General features: G+C 64.0%; 5 protein-coding genes and 1 tRNA gene. 3 read left to right on the forward strand and 3 right to left on the reverse strand.

Annotated elements, in window-relative coordinates; all coding sequences use genetic code 11:
- The first annotated feature begins 512 nt into the window (after window positions 1-512).
- Complete coding sequence (locus ABW043_RS22695) at window positions 513-20093, forward strand: putative Ig domain-containing protein (RefSeq protein WP_353923465.1); 19581 nt, start codon at window positions 513-515, stop codon at window positions 20091-20093.
- 51 nt (window positions 20094-20144) lie between these two features.
- On the opposite strand, the gene ABW043_RS22700 is transcribed toward ABW043_RS22695, so the two are convergent.
- Window positions 20145-20234: transfer RNA gene (locus tag ABW043_RS22700), tRNA-Ser, on the reverse strand.
- 271 nt (window positions 20235-20505) lie between these two features.
- Between ABW043_RS22700 and ABW043_RS22705 the strand changes: the two genes are divergently transcribed.
- Window positions 20506-20976, forward strand: coding sequence for a DUF2147 domain-containing protein (locus tag ABW043_RS22705; RefSeq protein WP_353923466.1), 471 nt, complete (start codon window positions 20506-20508; stop codon window positions 20974-20976).
- 42 nt (window positions 20977-21018) lie between these two features.
- Here the strand turns inward: ABW043_RS22705 and ABW043_RS22710 are convergent, their stop codons facing one another.
- Window positions 21019-21723, reverse strand: a complete 705-nt coding sequence (locus ABW043_RS22710) for a glutathione S-transferase N-terminal domain-containing protein (protein ID WP_353923467.1) — start codon at window positions 21721-21723, stop codon at window positions 21019-21021.
- 212 nt (window positions 21724-21935) lie between these two features.
- Entirely contained in the window at window positions 21936-22376 is a 441-nt protein-coding gene (locus ABW043_RS22715) for a glyoxalase superfamily protein (protein ID WP_353923468.1), read from the reverse strand.
- A gap of 280 nt (window positions 22377-22656) precedes the next feature.
- On the opposite strand from ABW043_RS22715, the gene ABW043_RS22720 reads away from it, so the two are divergent.
- Window positions 22657-23430, forward strand: coding sequence for a sulfite exporter TauE/SafE family protein (locus tag ABW043_RS22720; protein WP_353923469.1), 774 nt, complete (start codon window positions 22657-22659; stop codon window positions 23428-23430).
- Window positions 23431-23817 lie beyond the last annotated feature (387 nt).

The raw sequence follows: 23817 nt of genomic DNA on the forward strand, positions 1-23817 counted from the left end.
GGATTCCCAATAAAGTACTCGTGCGCGGCTCGCTCGATATCGATCAATTCTTCTGCGTTTAACCCGCGCATCAATTGCCTGCGTGACGACGGACACACTGCCAACGATTTCAATCCGTTAACCGGGCCAAATGAGATCGTAGTCGCGACAATATCTGTACAATCTACGTAAATATCACAGTAGATCAGGAAACCATTTCGCAACCACTAAGCGAACAAACACCCCTCTCCGACAATCAATTGGAGATCACAATTCGCTCTCGCGGGTTGATGTTCTAGCCACAATCGCAACTGTTGCAATTGCGATATCGAAACTGGACTGGGAGGGTCCTTTTGCCCTATCGGCGGATATGGTCCCATTTAGGATCAAATGCTGCGAAGTCTAAAGCTGGTAAGCGCCCCACTCTGGCGCGCACAGCGTCGTGTGTGGGAGCCTTCTTCCGAAAATTGGCTGCAGCCTGCCTGCTACCCTCGCTTGCGGCAGCCGTACTCACACTCTCTCCCACCCCTGCAATGGCGATCTCGCCCGGCTGCTCCGCCGTCAATGCTGGTAACCTGGACCAGAGCGGCAGCCCGCTCCTCGCCAACCGCGTCATCCTCGGCGCTTTCTATCCCGGCGAGGTGATGACGATTACCTTCTCGGCGTCCGCGGCCTTGCCGCTGTCTGTTGTGACGCTGTCAACGACCGGCCCACTTAGCCTCTCCACCAACATTGAGTTGCCGCTGCTGGGGACGGGGCCCTATTCCAGAACCCTGACGATTACCGGCAATGGCGCACTCGGCGCCGAAGCAGGCATTCTTGCCCTTGGCACCATCCTGGGCGTTACAGTCAACCTGACGGTGCGCTGTTCGGGCGTGATCGCGCCGACGACGACCACGGTGACATCGACAGCCAACCCAACGGTCGTCGGCCAGGCCGCGAGTTTCTCGGCCACTGTTGCGACCCCGGCCGGCTCCTCGCACGTGCCAAACGGCAATGTGACCTTCAATGTCGGCGGCACCAACTATGGTCCGGTCGCCGTCAACGGTAGCGGCGTCGCCACTTATTCGACATCCACCCTGGCGCCAGGGACCTATCCGGTTACAGCTGCCTATGCCGGCAATGCCAATTTCGCAGCCAGCTCGGGGACATTGGCGGCAAGCCAGACCGTAGCCAAGGCCAACACAACAACCACGGTAACCGCATCGGCCACCCCGACCTATGGCAGCCCCGTGACATTCACGGCCACGACGGCCGCTGTCGCGCCTGGGGGCGGAACGCCGACCGGCAACGTCATCTTCACCATAGGGGGCGTCGATCAATCGCCAGTCGCCCTCTCGAGTGGCACTGCCACCATCAGCCGCTCAAACTTGCCGCCCGGAACGACCGCCGTATCGGCGAGATACGTCACCTCGACCAACTACAATGCCAGCTCCGGTAGCCTCAGCGGCGGCGTAATCGTCGCGGCGGCACCGACAACAACCACCATCACCCAATCCAACGCCAGCTCGGCTTTCGGCGAAGCCGTGTCATTTCAGGCGCAAGTCGCTTCCGGCGGAGGCCAACCTACGGGTTCCGTGATTTTCACGATCGATGGCACGGCCCAAAGCCCGGTGACCCTGTCGAACGGCAGTGCTTCGTTCAGCACGTCTGGTCTTGGCGTCGGCGCACACACTGTCTCCGCGGCCTATCAGGCAACAACAAACTTTGCGGCAAGCACCGGTGCGCTCGCAGGCGGCCATGCTGTGACGACCCGGCCGACCACGACGACGCTGAGCGGGCCCGGTTCGATCGCGTTCGGCAGCAGCGCGATCATTACCGCAACGGTCGCGGGAACAGGCGGCCCACCAACCGGATCGGTGATTTTTACGGTTGATGGGCAGGCCCAACCCTCGGTGGCGCTGAGTAGCGGCACGGCGTCTCTGACCTTGCCAGCACTGGGCGTTGGCAATCACATCGTGAGCGCGGCTTATTCGGGCGCTCCAACCTTTGCGGCCAGCACCGGCACCCTGGCCGGCGGACAAGCGGTGACGGCAGCATCGACAACGCTAGCCATCGCTGCTTCGCCCAGTTCAGGCGTTTTTGGCGCGGCATCCACTTTCACCGCCTCGGTGACCTCGGCGGCCGGTGTGCCTGCGGGCAATGTCATCTTCACCATTGATGGCGTGGCCCAATCGCCGGTTGCGCTGGCCGGCGGCACCGCCTCCATAACCAGCAGCAGCCTTTCAGCCGGCAACCACACAGTTTCGGCGCGGTATGAAGGCAATACCAATTTCCTCACCAGCACGGGCGCCCTTGCAAGTGCTTATGTCGTTGCACGCGTGGCGCCGTCGCTGACCGTTTCGAGTTCGGCCAATCCGGCTGTGCTGGGGCAAGGCGTCCAGCTCACTGCCAACGTCACCGCCACTACGGGCACCCCGACTGGGACCGTGACCTTCACCGCCTCGGTCACCTCGGCTGCCGGCGTGCCTGCGGGCAATGTCATCTTCACCATCGATGGCGTGGCCCAATCGCCGATTGCGCTGGCCGGCGGTACGGCCTCCATAACCAGCAGCAGCCTTGCGGCCGGCAACCACACGGTTTCGGCGCGGTATGAAGGCAATACGAATTTCCTCACCAGCACGGGCGCCCTCGCAAGTGCCTATGTCGTTGCACGCGTGGCGCCGTCGCTGACCGTTTCGAGTTCGGCCAATCCGGCCGTGCTGGGGCAAGGCGTCCAGCTGACCGCCAACGTCACCGCGACTTCCGGCACCCCGACTGGGACCGTGACCTTCACCGTGGATGGCAATGCCCTGCCTGCCGCAACGCTCTCTGGTGGTACTGCGACAGTAACGCTCCCGGCCCTGTCTGTCGGCGACCACGCGGTGTCGGTCCGCTATTCCGGCGACACCAGCTTCCTCGAACGTACCGGCACGCTTGGCGGGGGACAGAAGGTCAATCCGGGCGATACGTCCCTTGTGGTCTCAACGAGTGCCGCCAGCCTTGCTTATGGCGCACCGGTCACTATCCGCGCCGATCTCGCCGCAACCGCACCATCATCGGGCAACCCGTCGGGTCAGGTCGTTTTCCTGGTCGATGGGGTGGCACAGCCGGGCACATCTGTCTCCGGTGGCCGAGCCGAACTGACGCTGCAAAACCTGGCGCCCGGCCCGCACGCGATCTCGGCCGCCTATCAGGGCAGCGCGGATTTCAATCCCAGCACTGCGAGCCTTGCCGGTGGCGTCTCCGTGGCCAAGGCCGCGACCACGACCAGCCTTGCCCTCGACACGCCCACCATCGCCTTTGGGCAGACGGCCCGCGCCACCACCACAATAGCGGCTGCGTCTGGCGCACCTGCCACGGGCGAGGTGATATTCACCGTCAACGGCACGGCACGACCGGCCGTTAGCCTCCAAAATGGCACCGCCGCCATCGACCTCAGCAATCTTGCGGCGGGCACCTACAGCATTTCCGCGGCCTATGCCGGCTCGGCCAATCATGTCGCCAGCACCTCCGCGACGAGCCAGCTGACAGTGGCGCCGGCGACGACAACGCTCGGCCTGACCACCAGTGCCCAGACCGTGCGGTTTGGCGATCCCGTTACGCTCTCGGCCAATCTCAGCGCTCAGGCGGGGACGCCTGCGGGGTCGATCGAATTCCTCGCCAACGGCACGTCGATCGGCACGGCAACGCTGTCGGGTGGAACGGCGAGTCTGACTGTCTCCAACCTCGCTTTCGGCAATGCCACCATCACAGCTCGTTACGCTGGCAGCGCCAATTTTGCCGCCGCCACTGGGGCTTTGGCCTCTCCGATCGCCGTGACCGGCCGCGCGCCGCAAGTCTCCGTTTCTCTGGCGCCGTCATCGGCTCCCTTTGGCCATGACATTGTCGCGACCATATCTGTCAGCAGCCCGGCTGGAACGCCGCAGGGCAATGTCGTCCTCACAGTAGAGGGCACCGAATATCCCGCCCAGCTTGCCAATGGTGCGGCCTCGGTCACCCTGCAGGGACTTGCCCCCGGCAACCACGCGGTCAGCGCCGCCTATCAGGGCCAGTCACCGTTCCTCGGCGCCAGCAGCAGCGCCGGATCCATCACAATCACTCGGGCGGACAGTGCGATAGCGCTCGCGGCGACCTCCACTGCGCTCATCTATGGCCAGAGCCTGGCGCTCGAGGCCACGCTGTCTTCGAGCTATGGCGTGCCAACCGGGGGCGTCACCTTCACCGTCGACGGAACGGACTATCCGGCGCAGATCTCGGGCGGCAAGGCGACAGTGTCTGTTCCCGGCCTCTTGCCGGGTGAACACACTGTAAGCGCGAGCTATGCGGGATCTACGATGCACCTGCCTTCGCAAACGACGCTCGCGAGCGGTGTGGCCGTCAGCACGGCGACGACGAGTCTCGCGGTCACCAGTTCTGCAGCGTCGATCGTCTTCGGCCAGACCGCGGAAATCACCGTGGCCGTGACCAGCGCAGCGACTGGCCCAGCCGGCCGGATCATCGTCAGCGTCGATGGCAATGACTATGGGGAGGCAACGCTCACTGGAAGTACGGCTCGACTGACGCTCTCGAACCTGACGGTCGGCGCGCATAGCGTGGCAACGCGACTCGTGCCCAATCCTGGTTTTGCGGCATCCACTGCGCAACTTGCAGGCGGTGTTTCCGTCACCGCGGCGCCTACATCGGTTGCGGTGACCGCATCGGGTCCAGCTACGGCCGGACAGGCGACACGGTTCAACGTAGCCGTCTCCTCGGCGGCAGGAACGCCGGGCGGACAGGTCATCCCCATTGTCGACGGCGTCGAGCAACCGGCAGTGTCGCTGGCCAGTGGGCGCACCAGCTTCGATTTCACCTTCGCAACCTCTGGCAATCACGCCATCAGCGCGCGTTATGTGGGTAGTGAGAGCTTTGCGGCCGGGTCAGGCCAGCTCACAGGTGGCATCGCCGTAAGCGGTGCCGCCTCCCAGATAGCGCTTACAGCAAACCCCGCCGCGCCCGTCTATGGGCAGTCCGTATCGGTGAATGCCGCGGTCACCTCCAGCTTCGGCACACCAACGGGCGTCGTTGTCTTTGCGAGCGGCGGGGTCGAACTCGCTCGGGTACCGCTGACCAATGGCGTAGCGTCCCTGACCAGAACCGACCTTGCTCCGGGCTCGACGACCATTACCGCGACCTATCAGGGAGACGCGGCGCGAGCGGGTGCAGAGGCCTCGCTTGCACTCGACCTTGCGAATGCGCCCACCGCGATTCAACTCACGGCCAATCCTGCAACGCTCTACGCCGGTGCGCCGGTGACACTCACGGCCAATATCAGTTCTGACGCTGGTTCGGTGCCCGGCTCCGTGATCTTCGTCGTCGGCGGCAGCGAATATGCCGCGCAAATAAACGGCGGCGTCGCGTCGGTCACGCTCACCGACCAGGGTGAAGGCAGCTATCCGATCTCGGCACGCTTTGCTGGCCGGCCTGGCTTTGCCCCGACCGAGGCCTCACTGGCGACCAACCTTGTCGTCGAGCCGGCGCCCGCCGACATCGAAGTCTATGCCCAGGTTCCGCGCAGCGTTGCCGGCCAACCGCTCACGATCGCGCTGACTGCGACCGGCGGTGTCGCGCCCTATAGTTTTGCTGTCACCGGCGGCGCTCTTCCCGAGGGGCTGACCCTGAATGCCACAACGGGCGCTATTTCCGGCACGCCCACTACGCCCGGAAATTACAATTTCACGATAGGCGCGAGCGGCGCCGCTGGCGCGCCGGGTTCGGTTGCGGTCAACCTGACCGTCCTTGCCCCCGCGACGATCGCGATCCCGTCCGGCGTCGCGAGCGGTGTCTATGGGACAACCTACAGCGCCGCGCTCGCAGCGACGGGCGGCACGAGCCCCTATCTCTACCAACTGACCGGCAATCTGCCTGCCGGTGTCACCTTCGACGCCGCAACAGGCACGCTCGCCGGTACGCCGACGGCGCTGGGTAGTTTCCCACTGTCGCTCACCGTCACCGACGCCAACGGTTTCACCGCGACACGCAGCTACAGCCTTGTCATCGCAGCGCCATCAATCATCGTCAGCGCCACCCTGCCTGAAGCCGGTGCCTTTGTGCCATTTGAAGGACAGCTCAGCGTCACGGGTGGCCAAGAACCTTACAGTTTTGCCGTGACGGCGGGCGCGCTGCCCGATGGACTGAGTCTTGATCCGGAAACGGGCGACATCACCGGCACGCCGCGAGTCGTCGGCGAAGCAAGTTTCACAGTGACGGCAACCGACGGAAACGGCTTCAGCGCCAGTCTCCCGCTAACTTTGAACGTCGAACAGGTCTTCGCCGTCGTCCTGCCTGATGCCTTGGCTGGAGCACGCCAATTCCGGCCCTACGGCCAAATCCTGTCGGCCAGCGGCGGAACCGCGCCTTACGAGTATGCACTCACCTCGGGCGCCCTACCCGCCGGCCTCACCCTCGACGGCGCAACCGGCACCATTTCGGGAACGCCCACAGCCGCAGGCAACTTCGGCTTCACGCTCACGGCCACCGACGCGAACGGCATTGCCGGTAGCGTCGCGTATGTCCTCGTAGTCGATGAGGCTGCAACGCTCGTTCCCGATACCAATCTCGCGGCTGCCACCGCCGGCAGCAACTACACGCAGACCCTCTCCGTCACGGGCGGCACTTCACCCTACATTTTCTCGCTTGTCTCAAGCGGCCTGCCGGCAGGCGTTACGTTTGATGCCGGCACCGGAACCCTGTCCGGCACACCGACCGAAGCCGGTAGCTTCCCCCTTGTTGTCGCAATCTCCGATGCCAATGGCGATACCATCACCCAGTCCTTCGTGCTGTCCGTCCTCGCCCCGGAGATCGTGCTCACGCCGGACCTGCCCCCTGCCGCAGCCGGAGAGCCCTTTGTCGGAACGATCAGCGTCACGGGCGGCGCACAACCACTCAGCTACGCCCTTTCAGGGACGCTTCCGCGTGGCCTCGTCTTCGATCCGGTTTCCGGCGCAATCACAGGCACGCCAACCCAGGTCGGCAGCTTCCCCATCACCGTTGTCGCCCGAGACGCCAATGGCTTCGAAGGCAGCGTCGAGACGAGTATTGCGGTCTCTGCCGCAACCACGCTCTCGCTGGCCACTGACCTTGCGGCGCTGACCTTCGGCCAAAGTGCCGAAATAACCGCAACGGTCTCGTCGCCAGCCGAGGGCCTCGCGGGCCGGGTCGTCTTTAGCCTCGATGGAGAGGACTACGGCGAAGCGCCGCTCACCAACGGGGTAGCACGCATAACCTTGTCTGGCCTGACGGTGGGTAGCCATAGCGTCGCCGCGCGCATCGTGCCGGACGCCGGCTTCACGCCCTCAGATGCGAGCCTTGCTGGCGGCATCACCGTCACCGCAGCCTCTGCCAGCGTTGCCATCAGCGCCAGCGGCAGTGGCGTCGCAGGCGTGCCGGTTCCGTTCTCCGTCATCGTGTCGTCTGCGTCTGGAACCCCGGATGGCCAGGTCGTTCCAGTCGTAGACGGCGTCGATCAGCCAGCGGTGACGCTTGTCGATGGCCGGGCGACATTCGATTTCACCTTCGCCAGTTCGGGCAACCACGCCGTCTCGATACGCTATTCCGGCAGCGAGAATTTCGCCGCGGAAACCGCCGCACTTGCAGGCGGCGTGGACATTGCGGGGGCACCCGTCGATGTCGCCCTGTCTGCTAGTCCGGAGAACCCGACTTTTGGGCAACCGGTCACCGTCACTGCAAATGTCACATCCGCGTTGGGCACGGCGAGCGGGCTTGTGGTCTTCTCAGCTAATGGCGTCGAGATTGGTACGGTATCGCTGGCAGCCGGTGCAGCCAGCATCACCATCAACGACCTCCCATCAGGCCCCAGCACGATCGCTGCGGTCTATCAGGGCGATGCTGCCCATGCCGGGGCGACGCAGGCTCTCGACATCCAGTTGGGCGATGCCGCTGTTTCGATCGATCTCTCCGCCTCGGCCAACTCGGTCTATGCCGGTGCGCCCCTGACATTCACCGCGGCGGTCAGTTCGCCTGCTGGATCGGTTCCGGGTTCGCTCACCTTCCTCGTCGGGGAGACCGAATATACCGCGACGATTGCGAACGGCGTCGCGAGCCTGACACTGACCGATCTGCCGGAAGGCACTTACACGATCGCTGCGCGCTACAATGGCCAGCCGGGCTATGCGGCCGTTACGCGGACCTTGACTGCATCGATCACCGTTGATCCAGCGCCCACGGACATCGAGGTCTATGCCAGCGTGCCCCGCAGCGTGGCGGGCGAGGCCGCTACCATCGGCGTCAGCGCTACCGGCGGCATCGGCCCCTACGTCTTTACTATCGGCGAGGGCAGCCTGCCCGCAGGACTGACGCTGAACGCCATTACCGGCGAAATCACCGGCACTCCCACGGCTGCCGGCAACTATGTGTTCACGCTCAACGCCACCGGCACGGCCGGGGCACCCGGTTCGGTGCAGATTGAGCTCCTCGTCCTGCCCGCGACGACGCTGGTCGTGCCGGACACCGTTTCCACTGGCATCTATGGCGAACCGCTCACCATAGATCTCGGCGCCAGCGGCGGTACGGAACCCTACCAATACGTGCTGGCTGGCACGGTCCCCCAAGGCCTCACCTTCGATGCAAGCAACGGCGTGTTGTCGGGCACGCCGATCGCCCTCGGCTCCTTCGATCTCTCCCTGACCGTGACCGACGCGAACGGCTTCACCGTTACGCACGACTATACGATCACTGTTGAGGCGCCGACGATCTCCGTCACTGCCGACCTTCCTGAAGCTGGTGCGTTTGTGGCGTACCAGGGCAAGATTTCAGCGACTGGTGGCAGCGAGCCCTACACTTTCGCGGTCACCAGTGGGTCGCTTCCGCCGGGCCTCAGCCTTGATGCAGAAACCGGAATTCTGACGGGCACACCTCGCGCGGTTGGCGACTACAGCTTCTCGATCAGTGTCACCGATGCGAACGGATTTGTGACGACGCTGCCTGTTACTTTGGCCGTCGAGCAGGTCTTCGCCGTCGTCCTGCCTGCGACGGTCGCCGACGCTCGCCAGTTCCGGCCCTATGGTCAGGTGCTTGCAGCATCCGGTGGCACTGCACCCTATGCCTACGCGATCAGCGACGGCGCACTACCGGAGGGTCTCGTCCTCGACGCAACCAGCGGCACGCTTTCAGGCACGCCAACTCAGTCGGGCGATTTCACCTTCAGGCTCACCGCCTCCGATGCCAATGGCGTCAGCGGTTCAGCGCAATATACGGTCGTCGTCGCCGAGGCCGCGACGCTGATTCCGGGCGATCCGCCCGAACCCGCCATTGCCGGTATTCCCTACAGCCAGGCGCTGTCGATCAGCGGCGGCACCGGGCCCTACGTTTTTGCGTTGATCTCGGGCGCCCTGCCGGACGGGCTCACGTTTGATGAGAACAGCGGCACGATCTCCGGCGTCGCCAGCGCGGACGGGACCTTCCCGCTCGTGGTGCAGATTGCCGATGCCAATGGCGACACCGTCACCGCGACCTACCGCATCACAGTCGTGCCGCCCGAAATCACGGTTGCCATCGACCTGCCGCAGGCGCGTGCCGGGGAGCAATTCGAAAGCGTTGTGACCGTCGCGGGCGGTGCACAGCCCTTCTCCTTCGCGCTCTCCGGAACATTGCCGACAGGGCTTTCATTCGACCAGACCACCGGTCGCATTGCGGGGACACCAACTGCCGTCGGCAGCTTCCCGATCACGATCACCGCCAGTGATGGTAACGGCTATGCACGGTCTGCGACAGCGACGATCGACGTGACGGCGGAAACCAGCCTCTCGCTCTCTGCGGCGCCCTCATCCATCGCCTTCGGCGAGACCGTCGAGATCGAGGCCCGGATCGAGGCGTCAGTTGGAAATGTCACCGGGCAAATTATCGTAACAGTAGACGGCACCGACTATGCCCGCGCGGCTGTCGTGAATGGTATCGCGCGCCTGCAGCTCGCTGGCCTGACGGTCGGCAGCCACGCCATTGCCGCGCGCTTCGAACCTGCCGCGGGCTATCTTTCTGCCAGTGCCCAACTCGCCGATACGATCGAGGTGGTAGCCGCGCCCAGCACGATCTCCATCGCGCCGCCGCAGGGCAACATCGTGGTCGGAACGCCCACGCAGTTCGCCGTCGTAGTCAGCGCCACCGCCGGGACTCCGGACGGCCAGGTTGTTGTCACCATCGACGGTGCCGACCAGCCAGCCGTCAGTCTGATCGGCGGCGAGGCGAGCCTCGCCTACACCTTCACGACTTCGGGAAGCCACAGCGTCTCGGTTCGCTATCTCGGAAGCGACAACTTCGCTGCAGCAACAGCCGCGCTTGCGGGTGGCGTCACAGCCGCGGGCGCTCCTTCGGAAACATCGCTATCGTCCAGTGCAGATACGCCGATCTACGGCCAACCTGTGACGGTCACCGCCGTAGTGTCGTCCACAGTCGCGCCACCCACTGGCCAGGTCACTTTCAGCCGCAATGGCGTAGACTTGGGCACCGTGCCTCTTACCAATGGCAGCGCCAGCCTGGCCATCTCGTCCCTTGGGCCTGGTGCAAACGAAATTGTCGCCACCTATTCAGGCGATGCGGCCCATGTCGGAAATCAGGCATCCATCGCCGTCGATCTCGGTGACGCGGCGACCACATTGACCCTCACGGCGTCTCCGACCACGCTTTATGCCGGAGCGTCGGTGACGTTCACAGCACAGATCACCTCAGATGCGGGGGCAGTTCCGGGCTCGATCGCCTTCCAGATCGGCGGCACCGAATATGCAGCCGAGATCAACGGCGGCGTGGCCACGCTCACGCTGACCGATCTGGCACCGGGGAATTACCCGATTTCGGCTGGCTTCGCTGGCCAGCCCGGCTTTGCCGCTAGCCAGGCATCGCTTTCGACCGAAGTGGTTGTCGAACCGCCCCCGACCGATATCGAGGTCTATGCCCAGCCGCCGCGCAGCGTTGCCGGCGAGCCGCTGTCCATCGTGGTCACTGCCACGGGTGGTGTGGGGCCCTATGTTTTCGCGATCAGCGCCGGTGCCTTGCCGGACGGCGTGACGCTCGACGCCGAAACCGGCGCAATTTCCGGCACGCCGACTACTGCCGGCAGCTATGCCTTCACCGTCACGGCAACAGGCGCTGCCGGGCAGCCCGGTAGCGTGAGCGTCGGGCTCACCGTATTGGAGCCAGCGACCCTCTCGGTCCCAGACATCGCCCCGACGGTTTATGGTGCTGATTATTCGGCTGATCTGTCCACCACTGGTGGCACTGCGCCGTATCAGTACCAGTTCACAGGCGCCCTACCCGATGGCGTCACCTTCGATGCCGCGACGGCGACCTTGTCCGGCACGCCCACCGCCCTCGGCGATTTCGCCTTCACCCTCTCGGTCACCGATGCGAACGGTTTCACCCTCAGCCGCGACTACACCCTCACGGTCTCCGCGCCGCTGTTGGAGCTGGCGGCTGACTTGCCGGCAGCGGGTGCCTTCGTACCCTATCAGGGCCAGATGTCGCTCAGCGGCGGCAACCAACCCTACCGCTTCACCGTAAGTGCAGGCGCACTTCCCGACGGCTTGGCGCTCGAAGCCGAGACCGGCTCCATTTCCGGCACGCCGAGTGCTGTCGGCGAGGTCAGTTTCACGGTGACCGCAACCGACACCAACGGGTTCAGCATCAGCCTTCCTGTCACGATCACCGTCGAACAGGTGTTCACCATCACCTTGCCCGCTACGCTGGCCGACGCCCGCCAGTTCCGCCCCTATGGCCAGGTCGCCGCCGCATCGGGCGGGACGGCGCCCTACGCTTACGCGATAACGGCAGGGAACTTGTCAGCCGGCATCGCGCTCGACGCCGCCAGCGGAACCATCTCTGGCACGCCCACGAGCGACGGCAGCTATGCTTTCACGCTCACCGCGACCGACGCCAATGGGGTTGCAGGTTCCCGCGACTACACGCTGGTGGTTGCCGCTGCCGCAACGCTGGTACCCAATACTAATCTGCCGGATGCCACCGCTGGCGTCTCCTATGACGCATCGATAGTCGTGAGCGGCGGGGCTGAGCCCTACTCGTTCGCCCTGATCTCCGGCGCGCTGCCGGCCGGCCTGGAGTTCGATGCCGAAACCGGCACCGTGTCGGGTAGCGCTACCGAGGACGGCACGTTCCCACTCCTCATCGAAATCATCGACGCCAATGGCGACCGGCTGACCCAGTCGTTCATCATCACCGTTCTGGCGCCCAACATCGGTATCGTGATGGACATCCCGCCCGCCAGTGCCGGCGTACCATTCGCAAGCACCGTGACGGTGACCGGCGCGGCGCAACCGGTGCGCTACACGCTGACCGGAGATCTCCCCGCGGGTCTCGCCTTCGATCCGGCAACCGGCACCATTTCCGGCACGCCCACCAGCGTCGGCACCTTCCCCATCACCCTCACCGTGACGGATGCCAATGGCTACGCACAATCGGCGACGGCTGAGATCGACATATCGGCCACAGCAACACTCACCTTGTCCGCCTCTCCGACATCGGCCACCTTCGGCGAGAGTGTCGAACTCGAAGCGACCCTCACGTCGGCGGCGAGCGAGATTGCCGGCACTGTGGTCTTCATCGTCGATGGTGCGGATTATGCCAGCGTCCCCGTAAGCGGCGGCTTGGCCCAACTGACGCTTCAGGGGCTCACCGCCGGCCCCCATACCATCGCAGCCCGCTTCGAACCCGCGCCGGGCTTCCTCGCGGCCGAAGCTGACCTCGCCGGCGGGCTCAATATCGTCGCGGCCCCTACCTCGCTTTCGATTGTGAGTGACGGCACCGGCGTCGTGGGAACGCCGGTCAGTTTCAGCATTGCCGTGGCCTCCCCGGCCGGCACGCCGGGCGGCCAAGTCATTCCGGTTATCGACGGGGTCGAGCAGACGGCGGTGCCGGTCACCGATGGCGAAGCCAGCTTTAGCTACACTTTCGCGACTTCAGGCAATCACACCGTAGGCGCGCGCTATCCCGGCAGCGAGAGCTTCGCTGCAAGCACAGCGGTATTGGCTGGCGGTATGAGCCTTGGCGGCGCCATTTCCTCGGTCACGGTATCGGCTGACCCACCCGAGCCAACCTATGGGCAAAGCGTGGTGATCACCGCCTCGGTGACATCTGGCTTCGGCACCGCGACCGGCCTCGTGGTGTTCACACGCGATGGCGTCGAACTCGGCTCCGTGCCGCTCGATGGCGGCGTTGCAAGCCTGACCCTGTCCGGCCTTGCTCCGGGTAGCGGCACAATCACTGCAACCTATCAGGGCGACGCAGGCCACGAAGGCGCCAACGGCACCCTGTCCATCACGCTCGCCGATGCTGCCACCAGCCTGCAACTCGCGGCATCGCCGACGACGCTCTACGAAGGCGCGCCAGTCACCTTCACGGCCGCAATCTCCTCTGCCGCCGGACAACCCGGGGGATCGATTGTCTTCGTTATTGGCGGCACCGAGTACCGCGGCGAGATATCGGGCGGCAACACCACGCTGACCCTGAGCGACCTGCCCACCGGCACTTACTCGGCCGCCGCACGCTTCGAAGGCCAGCCGGGCTTTGCTTCCAGCCAGGCAACACTGGCATCAGATATCGTCATCGCGCCCGCGCCCACGGATATCGAGGTTCAGGCCCAAACCCCGCGCAGCGTGGCCGGCGAGGCTCTCAGCATCGCCATCGCCGCCACGGGCGGGGTCAGTCCCTACAGCTACGCGGTTACGGCCGGCGTCCTGCCCGAAGGGGTCAATCTGGACAGCCAGACGGGTGCCATCACAGGTACACCCACGACCGCGGGCAGTTACAATTTCACCGTGACCGTGAGCGGCGAAACCGGCGCTCCTCGCAGCGTCACCCTGAACCTTGTGGTGCTCGAGCCCGCCGAGTTGATCATTCCCGACGCCATCGCGCCAGTCGTGTTCGGCAATCCCGTCAATGTCAGCCTTGCCGCAAGCGGCGGCACGGAGCCCTATACCTATGTCTCGAACGGCACTCTGCCCTCCGGCGTCACCTTCGACCCTGCCAACGGCACGCTATCCGGTACGCCGAGCGCGCTCGGAAGCTACGAGTTTTCTCTCACCGTCACAGACGCGAATGGCTTCACTGCGACGCGCAGCTATAGCCTGTCCGTGACACCACCCACCATCGTGCTTACGCCCGACTTCCCCCCAGGCGGCGCGTTCGTGCCCTATTCTGGTGGGGTGACGGTCAGTGGCGGCAGCGAGCCCTATACGTTCACCATCACCGATGGCGCCCTTCCCGATGGCCTCGCCCTCGATCCGCAAAGCGGCGCCATCAACGGCACGCCTCGTGTGGTTGGCGATGCCAGCTTCACGCTCACCGTACGCGATGCGAACGGCTTCACGGTCAGCACACCGATCACGTTGTCGATCGCACAGGCCTTTACCGTGGTGCTGCCTGACGCCATCGCCGACGGCCGCCAGTTGCGGCCCTATGCCCAAAGTCTCGCCGCTTCTGGCGGCACCGCCCCCTACTCCTATGGCATCAGCACCGGTGCCCTACCAGCCGGCCTTAGCCTTGATGGAACAACGGGCGCGATAGCGGGCACGCCCACGGCTTGGGGTGACTTTGCCTTCACCCTGAATGCCACCGACGCCAATGGCGTAGCCGGCACACGGGCTTACACAATCTCGATCAACGCGGCTGCTACCCTCGTGCCCGATATGACATTCGATCAGCCAGTTGCTGGCGTGCCCTACAATCAGGCGCTCTCGATATCTGGTGGCACCGGCCCCTACGGCTTTACGCTTGTCTCGGGCACGCTGCCCCCAGATCTCATTTTCGATGCTGCAACCGGCACAATCTCGGGCACAGCCACACAGGCCGGCACCTTCCCCCTGGTCATCGAGATCGCGGACACCAATGGCGACAGCATTACCCAGTCCTATCGCGTGATCGTTGCCGCACCGGATATCGCTGTCAGCATCGCCATGCCACAGGCCCAGGCCGGCGAACCATTCAACAGCACGGTGACGGTCACCGGCGGCGCAGCGCCCCTGACTTTCACCCTCACCGGCACCCTGCCCGAGGGGCTCACATTCGATCCCGCCACCGGAGCTATATCGGGGACGCCGACCGAAGCAGGCACCTTCCCGATCACCATCACCGCAACTGATGCCAACGGCTTTGCGCAGAGCGCCGGCACCACCATAGCCGTCGCCGAGATACCGCCTCCCGTTCGCATCGAACTCGGCGACATCGCGCTGACCTCCGTCCGCGGCGAAGACTATAGCGCTACCATCAGCGTCGCTGGCGGCACCGCGCCCTACCGCTTCAGTATCGCGAGCGGCCGCCTGCCTGCTGGACTTGTGCTCGATGAACTCAGCGGCACTCTTTCGGGCCAGGCTACCGAAATTGGCACTTTTGGCTTCGTGGTTTCTGCTGAGGACAGCGCCGGAAACCGCGGCGAGCGCAGCTTTGCCGTCACCGTTGAGCCACCCGCCTTTGCGCCGCAGTTCCCGCCAGCAATTCCGGGGGCGACCGGCAGCACTTATTACGAAGCCAGTGTTGCCGTGACGGGCGCGGCTCCGCTGACCTATGCCGTCAGCCAGGGCAGCCTGCCCACCGGCCTGACACTAGACGCTGCGACGGGCCTAATCAGCGGCACGCCGACGGCTTCCGGCAACTTCTCCTTCGACATCACTGTCACCAACGGCTTGGGTCAGACAGCGTCGACAAACCTTGCCGTCACCGTCTCGCCGCCCCAACTCGGCGCGGGCGGAAGTTTGCCGGCTGCCACGGGCGGTACGCCCTATGATGCCCAGCTCAGCATTTCCGGCGGTGCCGACCCCTATAGCTTCACGCTGACCTCCGCTCTACCCGACGGCATGACATTCGATCCCGCCACCGGCCGGCTAAGCGGCACACCGACCGTTGCCGGCACCTTCCCCATCAGCGTGGACGTGGCCGATGCCAACGGCTTTGTCAGTCAGATCACCTTCCAGCTCGCCATTGCCATTCCGTCGCTGTCCATAGACGGCACGCCGCCGCCTGCTCGCGTCGGATCGAACTTCACTTTCACCCCTACGGTGAACGGTGGAACGCCGGACTACAGCTTCTCAATCCTCTCCGGCAGCCTGCCCGCGGGCCTCGTGCTCGACCCGGCAACCGGCGTCATCACCGGGACGCCGACCCTTGCGACCACCAGCAGTTTCACGCTCGTCGCCACCGACGCGAACGGCTTCTCGGTCAACCGCAGCTTCACCGTCGATGTCGCGACCAACCAGGGCACAGCGCAGATGCCCGGCAGCCTTGCCGATGGTCAAGTCGGTCTCGTATATGATGGCAGCGCCGCTTCGACGGGTGGCACTGCCCCACTCAGCTACAGCGTGACCCAGGGCAGTCTGCCGCCGGGCCTGACGCTCAATACCGCTTCAGGAGCCATTGAAGGCACACCCGAACGTGCCGGCACCTACCTCTTCACCGTAACGGTGACCGATGGTGATGGCCGGGTAAATTCCGGGCAGTACACAGTCTCCATGGCCCCGCCTGCCCTCGAGATCTCGGGCGATTTCCCCCAGGGACTTTTGGGCCAGAATTATCGCGACGGCATCACGGTATCCGGAGGGATCGGCCCCTATACCTTTGCGCTCTCCAATGCGCCGCGCGACCTGACGATCGATTCTCGGACAGGCGTGATCAGCGGCATTCCAAGGCAGCAGGGAACATTCGACATCGTCGTCTCTGTCACCGACGCCGCGGGACACAGCCTGCAACTTGCCGGCAGCATTACCGTCCAGCACCAGCCGGTCGCGCTGCTGCTGCGCGACATCACAGAAGGCACAACGGGAACGGCCTATAGTTCAAGCGTTGCCGCCACCAATGGCGTCGGCCCCATCACCTATGCCTTGATCGCGGGCAGCTTGCCGGATGGTATCGTTCTCGACACCAGCTCCGGCGAATTGTCGGGCATCCCGTTACAAGTGGAAGATGCTGACTTCACCATCCAGGCAACGGACGCCGACGGCGATGTTGGCACCCGGCGCTATACCCTGACCATCATCGCTGGGCAGGTTTCCGACACCGACGCCGATATCCAGGTCGAACTCTCGGCTACGACGGTCGGCATAGGTGGCAATGTACGGTTCGAGATCACCGTCTCGACCACCAGCGGCCCGGTGACCAATGGAGCAGTCAGCCTGATCGACGCCGAAACCGGTGAAACCATCGACAGCACGGTGCTCGGAAACGCTGGCACCGCCGTGTTCTCGCTCACGGCCGACGCCGCTGGCGAACGCACCTTCCTCGTCCGCTTCTCGGGAGCGCCCGGGGTGAGCCCCGGCGACAGTGCGTCGGTGGTCCTCTCGATAGAACCGGCCGCGACGCTCACGACCCTCACCGCTCAACCGCCAACACCTGCAGCGGGCGAAGAGGTGGAGCTGACGGCCACTGTTGAACGAGTTACCGGCGGCGCGCCCGGCGACGGGAACGTAATCTTCTTCGTCGATGGCGAAGAGATCGCCACGGTGCCGGTTGCCAATGGCATCGCCGTCACTTCGACCATTCTGCCGACTGGCACGGTCTCGGTCTCAGCGCAGTTTGAATCGACCACCGGAAATGACCTTCCCTCGTCGGCCTCGCTTTCCATCACTACCGCCGGGGAAGCACAGATCTCGCTGTCCGGACCGCAGGGCCAGGTGGAGGCGGGCACGTCCCTGACCTACACCGCACAGGTCACGCCGACATCGACCGGTGGCCCAGCACCTACGGGCGCTGTATCTTTCCGCGTAGACGGCAGCGAAGTCGCCAGCGCGTCCCTTAGCAATGGCGCTGCCAGCGCGACACTCGACGGACTGACCACGGGCAACCACCAGATCACGGCAGTCTATTCGGGTGACGAGATCTACGAGGCGGTAACGTCGAACAGCCTCTCCGTGTCGGTCGCTGCGCCGGTCGCCCAGCCCCTCCCGACGACCACCGCACTGACGCCAAGCACCGGCACACCGGTCGTCGGCGATCCGGTCACGCTGACGGCCACTGTTACCGGCGGCCAGCAGACGCGCCCCAGCGGCCTCGTGCGCTTCATCGACCAGACCACCGGCACGGGGATCGGCACCGGTACGCTCAATGGTCAGGGCCAAGCGACTCTGCTCCACCGCTTTACCTCGACCGACGCCAAGACCATTTCGGCGGACTATCAGGGTGACGATCTGAACCTTGCCAGCTCGGACCAGATCCTGTTCAACGTTGTGCCGAGCCCCACCCAGATCAGCCTCCAAGCCAGCACCGATGTCGTGGGTGCCAACGAGAGCGCTGTTCTCACCGCCGAATTCAGCCGCATGCCGGATGGCCGCGGACCACCACGCGTGGAAGTCATCGAATTCAAGGCTGATGACGTCGTCTTTGCCAGCGTTCCCGTCGATGGCGCCACTACCGTCACCGTCGAAACGCCCCCTATAGACATGACCGTCGAGTTCACCGCTTCCCTCATCCCCGAGGCTATCGACCGGACCGACATGCCGAGCACGTCCAATGCCGTCATCGTGGGCCTGTCGAGCGCGCTCGAGCCAACCACCACCGACCTCAGCATTGCGCCCAATCCAAGTGTCCAGGGCAGCGCGGTCACGCTGAGCGCTCTCGTGACAGCCGCAACGGGTACTGTCGATGGGGCGGTCCGCTTCTCGCAGAACGGTACCGTCCTCGGCACCGTTACCCTGGTCGGAGGCACAGCGAGCCTCACCCTGTCGACCCTGCCGCTCGGCAATTCTGTTATCGATGCCGAGTATCTCGGCGATGTCACCTTCGCGCCCAGCAGCGATACAGAAACCGCCTCCGTCACGCCGCCGCCAGGCGTAGCCACCCTGACGATTACCGGGCAGGCGAGCCCGAGCGTCATCGTGGCTGCCGGCCAGCCGGTGACGCTCACCTTCCAGGTGGGCGCCGTTGGTAATCCTGTCAGCGACATCGTCCTGTCCGTCCCCGGCGCTTCCAGCATCACCTGTCCACAAACGGCGCTGGCAAGTGGCGCAGGTATGGCGTGTACCGCGACCTACGTGGCGACCCAGGCAGATATCAGCACGGAAACCACCGTGATTTCCGCAACCGTCTCCGGCACCGGCGCCGCTCCGGCCTCGACCATCGTCACCCTCACTTCGCGCGCCAATGAGGTGTCGGAAACCTTCGAAAAGCTGACTAACCAGTTCATCGCCACGCGCGCTCGTATGGTCACCGGCATTGCCCTGCCAGACATATTCGATCGCCGCATCGCGGCGGGCGGCAACAGGCCGGGTTCGCTCAACGTCCAGACCGACAATATGAGCGAGACCTATCAGTTTGCGACGAGCCTTGAGCAGTTGCGCGGCTTCGCGGCCAACCCGCTGGGCGACGGGCCGCGCGTCGACCTACCACCACTGCCGGTCAATATCTGGGTCGATGCGCGCCTGGCGCTCCACGGCACGGAAGGCGAGGACCTGCAATGGAGCCGCCTGGGCGTGGCTGCAGCCGGCGTCGACGTCCTCGTCAATGACGATGTGCTCGTTGGCATCGCTGCACAGATGGACTGGATGACTGACCAGACCGAGCAATCGACGTTCACCGGCACTGGCTACCTGATCGGGCCCTATGCATCCATCGCGCTTTCGGACAACCTGTCGCTCGACCTCGCGCTCTTTTATGGCAAGTCGACCAATCGCGGTGTCTCCTCGATTGGCGGCATCACCTACGCGGGCGATTTCGAAACCGATCGTCTCCTCGCAACGGCCGGCCTCGGCGGTTATTTCGAGTTCGACGAATTCATCGTCCGCCCGAGCGCCACGCTCTTCCTCTCGTCCGAGAGCGCCGAGAGCTATTTCGTCAGCGATGCCGACGGCAATTCGGTCTCCATCCCGCCCCAGGACATCCTCGACCTGCAATTGCGGGGTGGCCTCACCATCGAGCGGGCCATAGAACTCGATAATGGCGCGACGCTGACACCGATGGTTGGCCTGAACCTGACCTATGGCGGTGCCCTGAATGGCAGTGGCTTCCAGGATCGCATCACCGGCGGCGTGATGGGCGGCCTTCTCTACGACTCCGGCAATTTCAGCGTGAAGGGCTCGGTCGAAGCCGAATTCGGCATCGACGGCTTTGAGGGCGCAACGGGACGCCTGTCGATCACAGGCAAATTCTAGCGACCCGGATGTGAGACCGGGGAGACAGGAGCGCCAACAATGTGGGGTAAGTGGCGGAGAGGAAGGGATTCGAACCCTCGAGGCCCTTCCGGACCTGCACCCTTAGCAGGGGTGTGCCTTCGACCACTCGGCCACCTCTCCAACGCGGTCGGGTCTAGCGGGAGGGGCCTTTCATGGCAAGAGGTTTTTGGGTGAGGGGCCAGATTGTCGGGCAAATCAGGGTCCGGACGGTTTTGGCTGGCTCCGTACCGATTTGTTTGGCCCTGGCACGGAGGCGCGGATAGGTTTCTTCGCGGCGATCAGAGACGAATCGCGGCTCAAAGCGGCTGAGGCGGACATGACGATTTGTGGCAGAGCTATGAGCCTGGTGCAGTTGACCATGGTGTGTTGGCTTTGCGTCGCGGGCCTCGCAATGGCGCAGACCGACGCGTTGCAATCGGCCTCTCCCATTGAAGGCGTCTGGCGGGCGCAACTCCTGTCCGAAGTCACGATCCAGGTCTGCGAACTCGGTTATTGCGGCTTTCTCACCACCATTGTGGTGCCCTCGGAGGGGTTGAGCCCGGAGGAGGCTGCGGCCGCCTCGACAATGTCGCCGGACGAGTTCTTCGACTACCGCAATGAAGATCCGACGCTGCGGAACCGACCAATGCAGGATCTGCATATGTTGACCCTGCGCCCCGGAGACAAGCCGACGATCTTTGACGGAGAGATCTACAACCCGCAGGATGGCAAAACCTATTCGGGCTATGTGGAGCTGACTGGGCCGGACACGATGCGGCTCAATGGCTGCGTGCTCTACAATGTCATCTGCCGCGGCGAAGACTGGGTACGCGTGCCGCAGGCGGAGCTTGATGCGCGGCTGGAAGCGCAGCCGCAACAATAGCGCGATAAACGCCCCCGAGGATAAGTCAGGGGCGCTCTGATTTTAGCGGGCGCGCTGGTTGAAGAGGATCTTCTGCGCTTCCTTGTCGTCGGCCAGACTCTTGGCCTGGACGTCCTTACCCCAATTGAGGCCTGCCGCGACCGCGGGGCGAGCGGCGAGGCGCTCGAGCCAGGCGTGGACGTGGGGGAACTCTTCCTTGGTGATGCCGTAGCGTTCCCAGGACTGGGCCCAGCCGATAGAGGCGATGTCGGCGATGGAGTAGTCGCCCGCGATGTATTCCTTGCCGGCAAGCTGCTTGTTCAAGACGCCGAAGAGACGGTGCGTTTCGTCATTATAGCGCTTGATGGCGTAGGGGATCTTTTCGGGCGCATAGACCGAGAAGTGATTGTTCTGGCCGAGCATGGGGCCAAAGCCGCCAACCTGCCAGAAGAGCCACTCGTCGACCTTGACCTGCGCGCGTGGGTCGGTCGGGTAGAGCTCGCCGAATTTCAGGCCGAGATATTTGAGGATCGCGCCGGATTCGAAGATCGAGATCGGCTCGCCGCCCGGACCTTCGGGATCGACGATGGCGGGGATCTTGTTATTAGGCGAAATCGCCAGGAATTGGGGGGTGAACTGCTCGCCCTTGCCAATGTCGATGCGGTGGTAATTCCACGGCACGCCAAGCTCTTCGAGCATGATGTGCACCTTCTGCCCATTGGGCGTGGGGAGGGAATAGGCTTCGATCGGCTTGGTCTGGGTGGTCATGAGCACCGTCCTCGTTTGGATGAAACAGGTATATCGGTGTTTTACGATGGAGAGCAAGACAGCCGGCCGGCGCGAAATGCCGGACGCGGTTGCAATTCCTCGGGTGGCGCGAAACAAAAGCTCATGCGTAATGGGTTCGACCATAGCACAGGCCGGTCGCACGGGGATAAATTGGGCGGCTCCTGTAAATTTGGGCCGCCCTTTGTCGCGCATTATTCTCGCATCAGTCGCATCTGCGGCTGGCCATTGCCGCGCAGGGCGGGCGAGAGGCCATGGATGTCGACGGTGGCGGTAACGCGTTGGCGGTGCGCCGCGAACATGAAGGTCGGGGTGACGTTGACCGGTTCGTCGAACTGGATGGTCACCTTGTGGTGCTGCATGTCGGTGGACAATTGGAGGCCAATAAGAAGGCCGCGGAAGGGCTGTTCGAGATAGAAGCCCTTGACGCGCATGCCGACCTGGAAGGGTACGGCGACACGATCGGGCAAGGCCGCGCGGGCTGTGTTCCAATCGCGAAAGCCGTGGGTGCGGGCGACCTCTTCGAGGGCGGCGCCATGGGTAATCGGCTGGCCGGATTTGGCACGCTCTTCGCGCAGGTTCTTGGCCTCGGATTTGAGGGTCTGGGCCGAAGGGGTATCGAGAGAAAAAGACATGAAAGGTCATCTCCTGAAAGGAGGCGACTGGTCCATGGGTGCCCGCTTTGCCATGATGCGCCTCGGAGAGAACCGAAGTGTCACGTTTTGCAGCTGAGCTTCACCATGGACATATGTCCGCGAGCGGCAGGCGCCAGCAACCGGAGGCGTAAATGCGCCTCGTGGGCCGCGAAGTCAAGATCAGCCGATCAATCGGGGTGATGGGAGAGATCAGACAATTGTGTTGGGCTGGTGGAGCGGGTCGGTCTAGGAACATGTGTCTGCCTTGGGTGACCTTTCGATGACTGAAATTCTGCTGCTTCTTGCCGGCCTTCTTGGCGGCGCCGTCAATTCTCTGGCCGGTGGCGGCTCGTTCATCGTTTTCCCGGCGCTGCTCTTTGCCGGTGTGCCGCCCGTGCTTGCCAATGCGTCGAACACCTATGCGGCGCTCCCCGGCTATGTGAGCGGCGCGGCGGGTTATTGGAAATCGGTCGCGCCCTACAAGGATCGGCTGGTTGTCTATGGGCTGATCGCGGCCGTCTTCGGCTATATCGGGGCTGAACTGCTGCTGGTGGTTTCGGACGAGCAGTTTTCCAAAGTGGTGCCCTGGCTGATGGCCTTTGCGGTGCTGTCCTTCATCTTCGGCAATCGGATCAACGCGACGCTGCGGGCGCGCGGTGGTGGGCGGAGCGGGATGAAGCTGCTGGGAACGGTGCTTATCCTTTCGCTGCTGGCGGCGGTGTCGGTCTATGGCGGGTTCTTCAATGCCGGCCTCGGCATTCTGCTGCTGGCGTTCCTTGCCATGGCGGGGATGAGCGACATGCATGCGATGAACGGGTTGAAACTGTTCATCTCCTCGACCATTGCGCTGGTTGCCGTGGTGCGGTTCATCTTCAATGGCTCGATCGACTGGTATCATGGCTCGATTGCATTGGTGGGCGTGACGACTGGCGGTTACGTCGCGGCGCGGTTGGCGCGGTACATTCCGACGCAGTGGATCAGGATCAGCGTGATCGTCTATGGGATCGCGATGACGCTCTATTTCTTCTGGACCGCTTACGGCGCGCAGGGCTGAGCGCCGGACGGCGATCTTCGCCTCCGGTTTGGCTGGTGGACGGGCTCCCGAGGCGTCTCTCGCCCCTGAAGTGTGAAAAAATGAGGCGTGACCACCTCGGGAGCGCCCCTTTTTCGGGCAAGTAGGCAGGGCCTCTTGATCGCTCGTCGCGAGGCGGCCTGTCTTGAACGGCCATGGGAGACGAACCCATGTAGGGCCCACCCCGCCACTGTCGCCTGCAGGCCGCCCGTGCGGGGATGGATGAGGGGATTATGGCGGAGATTTCGGGGGCGAGGATAAGAGGGATAGATTTGCTGCCACCCCACCTGCGACGGCGTCATCTCCGCGAAAGCGGGGATCTCTGTTTCCGGGTGGGAGATTCCCGCTTTCGCGGGAATGACGTGGTGA

It is taken from the genome of Devosia sp. (genome assembly GCF_040509215.1).
Lineage (GTDB): Bacteria > Pseudomonadota > Alphaproteobacteria > Rhizobiales > Devosiaceae > Devosia.